At 32.3% G+C, this 12,394-nt stretch carries 13 protein-coding genes and 1 pseudogene; 8 read left to right on the forward strand and 6 right to left on the reverse strand.

Going from position 1 to position 12,394, the window contains the following annotated elements:
- Nucleotides 1-40 precede the first annotated feature (40 nt).
- Nucleotides 41-163 (reverse strand): hypothetical protein, encoded by a 123-nt coding sequence (locus OPR42_RS06650; RefSeq protein ID WP_264375462.1) that lies wholly within the window; start codon nt 161-163, stop codon nt 41-43.
- A 79-nt stretch (nt 164-242) separates the two neighbouring features.
- On the reverse strand, nt 243-620 hold the full coding sequence (locus OPR42_RS06655) for a TraR/DksA family transcriptional regulator (RefSeq protein ID WP_007302671.1): 378 nt from the start codon (nt 618-620) through the stop codon (nt 243-245).
- Between the two features lie 108 nt (nt 621-728).
- Between OPR42_RS06655 and OPR42_RS06660 the strand changes: the two genes are divergently transcribed.
- Nucleotides 729-1,376: a heme exporter protein CcmB gene (locus tag OPR42_RS06660; RefSeq protein WP_007302672.1), complete on the forward strand. Its 648-nt coding sequence runs from the start codon at nt 729-731 to the stop codon at nt 1,374-1,376.
- A gap of 78 nt (nt 1,377-1,454) precedes the next feature.
- Nucleotides 1,455-2,275: pseudogene (locus tag OPR42_RS06665) on the forward strand (IS630 family transposase).
- Between the two features lie 190 nt (nt 2,276-2,465).
- Here OPR42_RS06665 and OPR42_RS06670 read toward each other — a convergent pair.
- Nucleotides 2,466-3,176, reverse strand: a complete 711-nt coding sequence (locus tag OPR42_RS06670; RefSeq protein ID WP_264374762.1) for a class II aldolase/adducin family protein — start codon at nt 3,174-3,176, stop codon at nt 2,466-2,468.
- Nucleotides 3,177-3,411: 235 nt separating this feature from the next.
- On the opposite strand from OPR42_RS06670, the gene OPR42_RS06675 reads away from it, so the two are divergent.
- Nucleotides 3,412-3,996, forward strand: coding sequence for an adenylate kinase family protein (locus OPR42_RS06675; RefSeq protein WP_250120390.1), 585 nt, complete (start codon nt 3,412-3,414; stop codon nt 3,994-3,996).
- Here OPR42_RS06675 and tsaB read toward each other — a convergent pair.
- From tsaB to ubiG, 3 genes are all read right to left on the reverse strand, one after another.
- Nucleotides 3,966-4,571, reverse strand: coding sequence for a tRNA (adenosine(37)-N6)-threonylcarbamoyltransferase complex dimerization subunit type 1 TsaB (gene tsaB, locus OPR42_RS06680; RefSeq protein WP_007302675.1), 606 nt, complete (start codon nt 4,569-4,571; stop codon nt 3,966-3,968). The two genes, OPR42_RS06675 and tsaB, sit on opposite strands and share 31 nt — an antisense overlap.
- On the reverse strand, nt 4,571-5,701 hold the full coding sequence (locus tag OPR42_RS06685; protein ID WP_064085278.1) for a cation:dicarboxylate symporter family transporter: 1,131 nt from the start codon (nt 5,699-5,701) through the stop codon (nt 4,571-4,573). Before OPR42_RS06685 ends, tsaB begins: the two co-directional genes overlap by 1 nt.
- Nucleotides 5,702-5,808: 107 nt before the next feature.
- A complete protein-coding gene (gene ubiG / locus OPR42_RS06690) occupies nt 5,809-6,975 on the reverse strand; it encodes a bifunctional 2-polyprenyl-6-hydroxyphenol methylase/3-demethylubiquinol 3-O-methyltransferase UbiG (protein ID WP_064085277.1) in 1,167 nt (388 codons plus the stop codon).
- 145 nt (nt 6,976-7,120) lie between these two features.
- Between ubiG and dnaG the strand changes: the two genes are divergently transcribed.
- The 5 genes from dnaG (at nt 7,121) to OPR42_RS06715 (ending at nt 12,359) form a co-directional block, all read left to right on the forward strand.
- The gene (gene dnaG, locus OPR42_RS06695) at nt 7,121-8,854 is read left to right on the forward strand and encodes a DNA primase (protein ID WP_265042165.1); all 1,734 of its coding nucleotides are present in this window, start codon (nt 7,121-7,123) and stop codon (nt 8,852-8,854) included.
- 98 nt (nt 8,855-8,952) lie between these two features.
- A complete protein-coding gene (locus tag OPR42_RS06700) occupies nt 8,953-10,251 on the forward strand; it encodes a Na+/H+ antiporter NhaC family protein (RefSeq protein WP_265042166.1) in 1,299 nt (432 codons plus the stop codon).
- Nucleotides 10,252-10,605: 354 nt separating this feature from the next.
- The gene (locus OPR42_RS06705; RefSeq protein WP_006013713.1) at nt 10,606-10,953 is read left to right on the forward strand and encodes a ferredoxin family 2Fe-2S iron-sulfur cluster binding protein; all 348 of its coding nucleotides are present in this window, start codon (nt 10,606-10,608) and stop codon (nt 10,951-10,953) included.
- Nucleotides 10,954-10,960: 7 nt separating this feature from the next.
- Nucleotides 10,961-11,974 (forward strand): hypothetical protein, encoded by a 1,014-nt coding sequence (locus OPR42_RS06710; RefSeq protein ID WP_264682415.1) that lies wholly within the window; start codon nt 10,961-10,963, stop codon nt 11,972-11,974.
- Nucleotides 11,958-12,359, forward strand: a complete 402-nt coding sequence (locus OPR42_RS06715; protein WP_010401557.1) for a cytochrome c-type biogenesis protein — start codon at nt 11,958-11,960, stop codon at nt 12,357-12,359. The genes OPR42_RS06710 and OPR42_RS06715 overlap by 17 nt, the downstream gene beginning before the upstream one ends.
- Nucleotides 12,360-12,394 lie beyond the last annotated feature (35 nt).

The raw sequence follows: 12,394 nt of genomic DNA on the forward strand, positions 1-12,394 counted from the left end.
GATAGAAAGTATTTTTTGATTTCGTAATACAGCTTAAGATTCAATTTCTATAATTTTCTTGTTGACTGACAAGACGGTATCTTCCTTCTCGTATAGATGATAAGATATTTGTTTCTAATTCTTTATAGTCTACCAAACCGGTAGTTGTGTTTGCTTGACTCATTGTCAAACCTCCATTTTTTTATCAATTTATTACTTTACTTCTCGGTTTGACACAGTTTATTTAACACTCCCGACAAGTTCTAATCATTAATGTTATACACGTTCTTTTCTTTTTCTATTCTCTCTTGTTCTTCAATACAATACATAGCAAGCGGATTAGCTTTAAGTCTTTCGACTCCTATTTCTTCTCCCGTTCCATCGCAGTAACCATAAATGCCTAATTTTATTTTTTCCAACGCCTCCTTAATTTTTTCTTTTCTATCTTTTCGGCGCTTAATTAATTCTCCATTTTCACTATCAGAATAAATACTACTATCTTCTAGATCTTGTTTCTCCAGTTCAGAGAGTATTGATTGTAACTTTAAGCTAAAGTATTCCAGTTGTTTTACGTTCATATATTCTTCATTTTCTGAAGGAACGTAATCTTCCGGTAACTTTATTTTTATTAATTTTTCCATAGCATTATCAATAAAATATATTAAAACTTATATAACTTGTAAACACAAAAAATTATACTATCCTCAAAGTAAACACTATAATTTATAATAAACATTTAAAATCCTGGTATGATTAGTTTGGTAAAAAAATTAGTAATAAATGATAATAATCTTACTTATATAGTATGTATTTTTATTATAATGTTAAGTTTATCTTCATATACACTTGAAAACAACAGTAAACAAGAAGTCATATTAACATTAACATGGATATGTGCTACATTTGTTTTACAGATCTCTACAAATAATTTATTTACATCTGATTATCATGATGGAATATTAGAGCAAATCTTTTTACAGCCACTCTCTTCTAGGCTGATAGTTGCTTATAAAATCTTCGCTCACTGGTTGTTATTTGGGTTACCGATTTCAGTGATTTCTTTCATGTTCAGCTTTGCAATTCTAGGCAATAATATTGAACATTCAATAGCAGTTGGAGTGTCTTTATTATTTAATACGCTGATAATCATTAATATTTCAGCTACTGGAAATGCATTGATGATTGGTCGAAATAACTTAGCATCAGGAGTGTCGCAAATTCTTGTTTTGCCAATGATAATGCCAACTTTTGTATATTTCAAATTGCTAACTCAATTTGAAAATTTATCCTTGAATATTTATACACTACTAATCACCATCTTAGTTTTTGTCATTTTAATTGTTAACAGCACTATAACTACTCACATAGCATTAAAATTTGCTGTGGAGCAGGATTGAAAAAACTTACTAGTTATAGCCCTTCTCATAATAGTCCAAAAAGAGTAAGATATGGATTGATAGTAGTGGAAGGTAAGGATGCCAGTAGCAAATAGTTATGACTTAAGAAAAAAGGTAATGGAAGCATTGGATGAAGGAGAGAGTGGAGAAACTGTTGCCAAGAGATTTAAGATCGGAAAAACAACTTTATATGAGTGGCAGCAAAGAAGAAAAGAAACAGGAGATTTTCAGTCAAAAAAGCCTGGAAGCGTGGCATAAAATTACCGACTGGAATTCATTTGCCGAATTTGCAAATGAGCAAGGTGGCAAAACTCAGTCAGAGATGCTGGGGCAATATTAGTAGACAAACAATTCATCGAGCACTTAAAAATATAGGATTCACAAGAAAAAAAAGACCTACGGATATAAAGAAAGAAATGAAGAAAAGCGAGCTCAATTTTCAAAGGTTATAGCAACAAAAGAACCTAAAGAATTAGTGTATATAGATGAGTCTGGACACTGAACCTATGGGTATTGCCAGAAAGGACAGCGGTTTTATGCCCTAAAATCTGGGAAGAAAACTCAACGAATTAGCATGGTTGCAGCCTTAAGTGGAAGAAAAATAATTGCTCCGTTAACCTTTGAAGGCCACTGCAATATGGATATCTTTAATAAATGGTTTGAGCAGTTTCTGACACCGATTTTGGAACCTGGACAAACTGTTATCCTTGATAATGCTACTTTTCATAAGTCTAATAAGATTTGCTAAAGGAGTTGGTGCAGAAATTTTATATCTTCCTCCATATTCTCCAGATTTTAACAAAATTGAACATTATTGGTTTGCTATAAAAAACAGAGCTAGGAAAAACATTCCTTTATTCAAATCTTTTCGTCATGCTGTCGATTCTTCTTTCTTATGACCTTTTTGGACTATTATGGGAAGGGCTATATTTACTTGTATCTGCTTAGTTAAGGGTGTTAACTTAAGTAGAGATGGAGACATTAGACTTCTTACATGAATTGAAGAGTTACAGCGTGTGAAATCATTATTGGATTTCAGACTGGCTGGTTATGCAAGAAATCTAATATCTATCGAAGAGTCAGAAACTTTTATAACTTACCTTTAATCAACCTAACCCATGCGTGCCAATCTCTCTCACCAAGATTGCTTTCGAAAGACAGAAGATCCTTTACGGCTTTTGAGCAAATTTCTTCACTTGGAATTGACAACTCCCTATTCATTGCTAGCGTCAGGCATTGAGTTTTACAAGCTTGTTCTAAGTGATACGTATAAAACATTGCTTCTTGTATAGTCTGACCACATGTTATAGATCCATGATTGCGCATTAACATCACAAAATTTTCTTTCAAATCAGCTATTAATCTTTTTCCTTCTGTATCATCAAGTGCCAGGGAATTATAATCATGGTAAGATACCTTATTATAAAAGTGCAGCGCCCACTGACTTATTGGGAATAATCCATCCTTGAGAGAAGAAACTGCTACAATAGAAGGTGTATGTAGATGAAAAATTGCTTGAATATCTTTCCTTGCTTGATAAATGAAGCCATGGATTACATAGCCAGTTTTATTATATTGATATTCTTTGCCTTCAATTATATTCCCATCAAACGATACTTTCATCAATGAACTTTCATCTACTTCATAAAAACGTATACCAAACGGATAAACATAAAATGACTTTTTATCTTCAGAACGTACAGAGAGATGAGTATACGTATGATCATCTAATTTAAGATAAGATAAAATTTGATAGGCGTTAACTAGGTCTCTTTTCAACTCACTATTTGTTAATAACATAGCTCTTGACTAAAATTTTCTAAAGATTTATACGTAAAAAAAAGTTTATTACAAACTAAAAGGTGAACCTACGTTAAAATACTAAGCACTTTTACTTGCCTTAGGTGATTAGAGTTTACATTTCTAGATTACATAGTATTTTAACTATAAAAGCGACTTTTTATGTAATATTTCATATGTTTTAAAGCCTTGTTTTTATGTTATTATAATTGTAGGTTTTAATATTAAAAATAATATGATAAACGTTGACATAAAAAAACAGCTAACAAAATTTTTCATATATATCACTGGTCTTCCAGGAAGTGGTAAACTTTCTACAGCAATAGTATTATCTAGTATGATAAATGCAGTAATTGTAAGTGGACTTGAATATAATCAAACTTCCAAAGAAGCTCGAGATAGAATATATAACACTACACATGTTATGTTTCAGGCAATAGAAGCCTATCCTATTGACTCAAAAAATTATATATTTGTTGATGAATTAATTAAAAATAATGATTACAACATAAGAATATATAACTCAGTAGTAGAACTTAGTAAAAAAATGAGCACAAAAATCCTCCCTATAGTACTTAGGTGCAATCCATTGATATTACAAGAGCGTACTATATCAAAAAAGCAAAGAAAAAATAGGAAGGTTACTAATATAAATAGTATTAAATTTAGGGAGGAAGATTTATTTGTACCACAAAATGCTATAGAGGTAGAAAATTCAAATATGAGTATAAAAGAAGTAGCAGAAGAAATAGTAAGTCAGATGTACAAACTTGGCCAAATTAATAGTGTTTACGCAATAGGCAACGATTTCATATACTGAGGCTCATTTAAATATAGAGCCTCAACTCCATTTAATTTTTGTTTATTTTTTAGTCTATAACGGACTAATAGCCCTGCATGGCTAGCATCCAACTTTGGTAAACTGCAATCCATATATGTAATGCAGTGCGTTTCAGGCTGGAGTTCACTTACTACAGCAGGATTTGATAGCGGTAACAAATTGAAATCAAATAACTGCGTATAAAACTTTTGATCATCTTCGATTATAGCTTTAATATTTTTTTTGCTATTTGTACAAAGTAGCGATATTGCATATGCTTGAGCTTCCAGGGCACTAACCCCATATAACGGCTTATTTGTAGCAAGATTTATACCTTGTGCAGTTGATATACCAACTCTGATTCCAGTAAAACTTCCTGGTCCAACTATCACTGCTAAATGGTCTATTTTATCGTAGCTGTAATTATGCTTATCAAACAAAGTATTCAGTATTTGAAAAAATGATTCTGCATGGCTATTGTTTGCAGAATTGCGTTCTACGAAACAATTACCATCGTAATCAATTACTGCTATTGAACTACCAGCACCTACAGTATTAATTGCTAGAATGGACATCACTTAAGCTTATCATAGAGCTTTGTAAACATCATAGTGAACGCACCGTTACCCATAACATTTGCTGAAGTTATTATTGGGTCAAACACTATATACAATGCTGTAATTAATGAAAGCATCTCTGGAGAGAATTTAAGATACTTCTCAAGAACAGGCAACATTACCATAATTCCTCCTGCTGGAACTGCAACAATAGCAAATTTAAATAACAGAAAGTAGAGAAGGAAAGTCACATAGTCTGTTGCAGACAATGCACCACCAAAAGTCATTATCATTGATAGTATTATAATAAAAAAGCAATCACCTACTAAATGAAAGCTAGCAGTTATTGGCACAACAGACGATGCTATATCATGCTGCTTTACATTTTTTTTGCTTCCTTCAAGAGTAAGCGGCATAGCTGCATTACTAGACATTGTGCTCATTGCAGTAATAAATGCTGGTATCATGTTACCTATACTAGCTATCCAGCTTGTGATCTTGAACGAATTTGCTGCTCCATATAAGAGAAAAACATAAAGGTAAGTTGAAGATGATATAATAATAAAAATTATTGAGTAATCCTTAAATATTATGGGTAAAACCTGATCATGTTCCATTTTTAAAGCAAGACCAAGTACAAACATTGGAATAATTGGCGTCAAAAATGTCTTCAAAATAAAGAGAGTTAAATCTAACATTTTGTTCGAGAGCTCTTTGCTTTTTTTTGGTAATATTGTGGACACTAATATGCTTAACACAAATCCACAAGCAAGGGCATAAAAATTAGAAAGCAATGCAGGTATCCTAAATGACCATAAAGGAACAATTGTTTCTTCATATGTTATATCTTGTATTGAATAAGTGTTTTGTGTGATGAAATGCCCAACAGAATAAGCTATTAAACTTGAAGCTAGATTCGACAAGAAAATCGTTATAATAAGTAACAATATAAACTTTATAGCCGACTGCTTAAGATTGTTAACACTACTAAAGATTAATGCAAAAACAATAAAAGGCATTATAAATAGTAAGATCTCTTTTATACTAAGGCTTATTGAATACAAGAAGGTTTTCACTTCCATTGGAACTAGATGACCAAAAAATACAACCGAAGTGATAACAGCAAGTAAGGTTAGTAATTGTAACATATTCTAATATAGCGATATCCTATGGAAATACATATGATAAATTAGCTGCTAAGTAAAGTAAAACTGCCTAAAATATTTGCATTACCTTCTAGTACTTGAATGAGATTTCAAATTACAACGTTTCCACAAAGTATATAATTAACATCCACACCTTTGGTCAAGTTCCATTCACGCTTTATTACATTATATTCCATACCAGTCATATCTTGTAGTGTTACATTGTTTTCCCTTAGATGATTTGCAATTTCTGATGGCTTGAGAAATTTATTCCAATTATGTGTGCCTTTTGGCAGCCAGTTTAATATGTACTCTGCGCCGACTATTGCAAGACAGAAGGATTTAATAGTTCTATTTATCGTCGATATAAAAATTAGCCCTTCTGGCTTCAACAGCTCTATTGCTTTTTTCATGAAAAACTCTAAATTATCGACATGTTCAACCACTTCCATCAACAAAACCACGTCATACTTCTTGTCATTGCTTAGCTCTTCAATGCTAGTGTGTGTGTATTCTATATTTAACCCTACTTTCTTCGCATGCGACTGTGCCACTTTTATGTTTTCCTCACATACATCTATTCCCGCAACGCTAATACCAATACGCGCCATTGACTCTGACAAAATGCCACCACCACAACCAACATCGAGCAATGATAGTTCTTTTAAATCGCATTTTTTTAATTCTTTTATTTTCTCAACGATGTATGATACTCTCACAGGATTCATCATGTGCAATGGCTTGAACTTGCCATTCTCATCCCACCATTCACCTGCTATTTTAGCGAATTTTGATATTTCATCTTCATTATAAGTTTTTGTGGTTTTTTTCTTGCTAATATTGCTAAGTTTATCAAGGCGTTCTTTATGTCTACTTTCTTTTGAAAATTCTGTTTCGAGGAATTGTTTGACTATGTCTTTTGCTAATCCACTCGCAGTAAACCCTGCACCAAGACACAGTATATTCGCGTTGCCATGCTCGCGAGCTAATTTTGCGATCTCAACACTATTACATAAAGCAGCGTAGATTCCTTCAAAACGATTTGCCACAGTACTCATGCCCAAACCTGTACCGCAAATTAATATTCCATAATTTGCTTTTTTGTTTGTTATATCTTCTACAACTTCAGCAGCATAGTCAGGGTAGTCTACACTCTTTTGTTCAGCAGTGCAGCCACGGTCTATCACTGTATAATCTAAAGTTTCCAAGTAAGCCTTTATTTCTGATTTTAGTTCATAACCTGCGTGGTCTGAAGCAACTGATATCACATCTGACATATAAGAAATTGCAACTTAAGGGTATTTATATGCGTAATTTATTTTGAGCTTTTTGTCAAGCTCTCCTGATCTTTCTGAATAAATTTCGAGTCAGATATGCATAAATTCTATATAATTTTTATCCTACCACTACTCATTCGGTAAAATGGATCATATAGATATTATAAAGTCAAAATTATTGTTGTCCGACATAGTAGGAAAAAAAGTTAGGTTAATAAAAAGAGGAGATAGTTTTGTTGGACTCTGCCCATTTCATAACGAAAAAACTCCATCTTTTTCGGTCAGCAATGTTAAGGGCTTATATTACTGTTTCGGTTGCTCAGCTCATGGTGATGCGTTTGAATTTATTTCACAAACTGAGGGCTTGAGTTTTAAGGAAGCGTTGGAAAAATTGGCATCTGTTGCAGGTGTTGAGTTACCCAAAAACCTCAGCTTTGCTAAAGAAAATGACAAACTGTTTTCAGCACTGAATTTAGCTGCAAGTTGGTTCGCGCAGAAAAATCGAGGTGTTATGGCTTATTTAAGGCAGCGCAAGATCTCACTCAAAATCATAGATAAATTTAAGATAGGTTATGCACCAAGTTCTGGCTTGAAGGAATATTTGAACTCCTCTGGTATTAAAGACGATATTTTGATCGATGTTGGGTTAATAAATAAGAATTCTCGTGATTATTTCTATGATCGGCTGATATTTCCTATACACAACATCACGGGCAAAGTTATTGGTTTTGGCGGACGTGCGCTGAACTCTGAGCAACAGCCGAAGTATCTAAACAGCCCAGAGAGTCAGCTCTTTAAGAAAAGAGAAAATTTATATGGATTAAACTTTGCTTTGAGTGAAATACGCAAAAAACAGCATCTATTTGTTGTTGAAGGATATATGGATGTAATAGCACTACATCAAGCGGGAATTAGCAATACAGTTGCTCCGCTTGGTACCGCAATTTCTGCAGAGCAGATAAAAAATCTTTGGAAACTTGCTAAAGAAATTTCTATCTGTATGGATGGCGATAGTCCTGGATGTCATGCTGCTATTCGAATTGCAGAACTTGTTCTGCCGATACTGGAGCCTGGATACACATTGAAGTTCGTGACTTTGCCAAGCAACAAGGACCCATACGATATATGCAATGAACTAGAATATAAGACGGAAGATGTACTATCCGCTTTTAACCGCTCAACAGAACTGCACTCTGAATATTTATGGCATCACATAATTGGTAGCAATTTGCAAAATTATGAAAAATTTGCTCCGGAAAAATATTCAATTCTTGAGCACAAGTTCATGAAATATGTCAATGCTATCGGTAACAGCAGTATTAGAAGGTATTATAGAGATTATTTTTACAATAAGGTCAGTGAATTAAGAAGAAACTTTAAAAAGCTGATTTTTAATAGCAAAGCAACAAAAGGTGAGTATCTTTACAATAAATCTCCAGAGCTAATTGAAGCAGAGCAAAATCAGGCCATAATTTTGCGTATAGCCGTAGAATTTCCTGAAATCTTGAACCGTCCTATATTTTTTGAGCAATTTTCTCATTTCGAATTTACTAATGAGATGAAAAAATTACAACAGTGCGTAATTAATATGGTAACTAATGAGAGCAACTTTAATAAAGAAATTCTGCTACAGGAGTCTAGTGTTATAAAGTTTATATTTGAAAAAACTAGCGTACTAAATAGTCAATTAAGTGAGAAGAGATCGGCAGAAACTGTCTGGAATAACATAGTATTACGGAAAGAATTAAATGTATTACAAGAAGAAAAAATTAAAGCAAGGCTGGGCGGTAATTTTGACTTAGAGGAAAGGCTAATAGAACAAATAAAGCAAATAGAGGATAGTATACAAGAAATGCAAATGGAATTTATTCAAAAGTAGATGGCTTAAGATGTTCAAAATTATTAGAAAAACACTGTATTAGTAGTTGCTTAAAATAGCTTATTCTAGTATATTTCTGGTTTGTTCAACTACGATAAGTGTTTTCATTTCTTCCTCTTATTATCTTTCTAGCCTTATACCTTGGAAGTGGTATTTATTTTTCTTTTATCGGACTTGGTAATCCTCTTCATCAAATTTCACCGTTAGTTTGCTTATTACCAGCATTATTTTTTGCTGTTCTATTCAATAAAAACAAAATTCAACATAGTATTGATACTCTTATAAAAGGTATGGGTAATAAAACTACTCTTACCGTATGTTTGATTTTTCTATTTGCTGGAGCATTTTCTACTGTTACTGAATTGCTTGGTAGTATAAATGTTATTACTAACTTAACTATTCGATTTCTTCCAGCAAGATTATTACTTCCTGGAATGTTTTTACTTTCTACTTTTATTTCAAGTGCAATCGGCACATCAATCGGAGTTATTGCACTTATAACACCAATAGCTGTTAATTTAGCACAAAATGGAGCTTTTGATTGTGCAGTGGGTGTTGGAGCTGTGATAGGTGGGTCTATGTTTGGCAGCAACCTTTCAATGATATCTGACACTACTATTGCTGCTACTTCTTCACAAGGAGCTTCAGTAAAGGATAAAATAAAACTCACTTTCAAGACAGGATCTGTTACAGGTCTTATAATACTTATTTATCTAGTAATAATTTCAAATAGTACAGAAGTTGTTTCTATCTCAAGTCTGAATTATTTATCCATAGTCAAAATTATCCCTTATATATCTTTAATAATTATGGGTTTATTTGAAATAAACACTCTGGTAACATTAGCTATTAATATGGTTATTGCTGGGATATTAGGAATAGCTTTTTTTGATTATTCTCTTATTGAATATTCTCGTGACATATATAGGGGTTTTTATAAGATGAATGAAGTAATGATATTTATTCTCTTCAGTAGTGGATTAAGCCACTTAATGTACGAATACAGTCAGAAAAAGATAGATATATTCACCGATAAGGTGAATATGACAAAAACTCAAGCTGAATTTATGATTGCGGGAATATCATCTCTGTTTACTATTTTAGTTTCCAGCAATGTTGTTGCTATTTTATTAACTAGTAATATTGCTAAAAGGCTTGCGCAAAGATATAACATTGCACCACACCGTAGTGCGTACTTATTAGAGATATTTACTTCTATCACAAAAAGTATCTTACCTTATGGTTCTCATGTATTACTAGCAAGCAGCATTGCCTCTCTGTCACCTATCATCGTACTAACAAAAGTATATTATTGTTTTGTTTTTGCAGCAGTTGCGATAGGTGAAATAGTGATTAATGACAGACGTCATGTGGTTGTAGCTCCTCAATTACCATAAACAACTCTTCTGTAGCTTTGTGGAAATTATGCTAACCATGGATGGCTTTCTTGCATAGTACTAACAGACATATGGTTTTAGAGTATCATTATAGGGATTTGGTATTAATAATTCAGGAATACTGGGAACATATAAATTCATAAAGGGTTTTGAGTTTTTTTGCTCTACCAAATGATCTTTACGAACTTGTTATTTATTATAAATGCAATAGGATATACTATATGAGATATGATAGTAAATATAGTTCCTAATAGGAATATAGATGACAAGAGATAGGCAATGGAATTACAAAGAGTTTGCAAATATTAGTTATTATTTGTAGAATATAGAGAAATTAGTAGAGATTTTAATAGTATGCCATCCGTTACTTTTATTTTACCTGATGGAAGTAAGAAAAGTTATGAAGCTGCAGAGGGAGAAACTCTTCTTAATTTAGCCCATAGAAGTGATCCAGATCTGCTTGAAGGTGCATGTGAAGGTTCTCTTGCTTGCTCTACATGCCATGTGATTGTTGATCCAAAATTTTATGATGTTGTAGAAACACATAATCCTATATCTGATGAGGAAAATGACATGCTGGATCTAGCTTTCGGTTTAACAGAGACATCGAGGCTTGGATGCCAAATAAAAATCACAAAAGATATTGACGGTTTGTGCGTAACCGTGCCCAGAGGTACAAGAAATATATCATTAGATAAATAAGAGGATAATGCGTAAAATTTTTATCTATATTCTCATCTCCTTACCTTTGTTTATTCCTCTAGCGTATAGTGGTTTTTGGTATTTTTCTGCATTTAAGGTAAAAAGTCTTTTAACTGATTACATTAATGACGAAAAAGTTGATATTTCACATGATTTTAAGGGATTTCCTTTTAACCTAGTTTTTCGTGTAACGAATCCAAAATTTTCTAATGAGCAATTAACTGTTTCATCTGAAGCTTTAATGATAAAAAACAGATTATTTGATAAGTCAGTATATATCTATATACCAAGCAATAAAGTAAACATTGCTGTCCGTAGTGATGAGAAAAAGAATATAAAGTGTCACACACACGTGAGTAGCCACTTTGTTGTTAAACTAAATGATTTACTATCTTCATTAAAATTCAACAGAAATAGCACTGTAATAGAATATATAGATACATTTCGTTACGAAGATTATGGATTAAAATGTGATGTTTTAGAAAATCAGCAAAGTGTTATAACTGAAGTGAATGATAAAAGTAATTACATTCAATTTCACTTTGATAAAGAACTGAATGAAAATACTAAACTAGAATTTGATTTTTATACTTACCGTTATAAACATACTGCAAGTCCTGAAAATTACCTTAGTGTCGACGCTAAATTAGATTATGAATTTGTAAACCATATTTCAGCTTCTAAGATTAATTTCAACATAGAAAAATTTTTGATTGAGAGTAATAACTTTTCTATTGCTGCGAATGGTGGAGTAAGTAATTACAATTTAGTTACATCTTCATTTGAAGATAAAATCAATGTAGCCATATCAAATTATAAAGAATTAATTTCGTTTGTGACTAATGATTCAAAGACTGCAGATAAATTGGAAAAATCAATATCTTCCTTATCAGAAAAAATCACTGATAACGACATTCAATTTTCAATAAAGTACGACAATAATGTAGGTTCAGGCTTTATTGGAAAATTATCCACTACTGATTTTATCACTCAATTCACCAAGAATGAGAATAGTAATTAGCTTACTTTTTACATTGATATTCCATTTAAGCATAAATGCTTTTACTTTGGATGATAAACTAAGAGACGAAAGCATGGAAGAGCGAGCAAGTAGCTTATTTGCAGTAATAAAGTGTCCAGTATGCTCTGGTGAATTATTATCCGAATCTGAGTCTCAAGTTGCATATGGTATGCGTAAGACAATTCGCAAGAAGATCAGTGATGGATATACTAACGAGCAAATAGTTTCAGAGTTAAAAAATTCTTATGGAGATTCAATTATCATTGTACCACCTGTAAAATCTAGTACCTACATTTTATGGTTTATTCCTTTTATAATTCTTCTTATTGGATGTTTTCTAATACGAAAATCAGTTCAGAAAATAGATAAAGTAGTAAAAAGATAACTATAGAGTAAAAGTGAGTTTACAACAAATGCAAG

This window comes from Wolbachia endosymbiont (group B) of Melanostoma mellinum (assembly GCF_947251465.1).
In the GTDB taxonomy this organism is placed as follows: Bacteria; Pseudomonadota; Alphaproteobacteria; order Rickettsiales; family Anaplasmataceae; genus Wolbachia.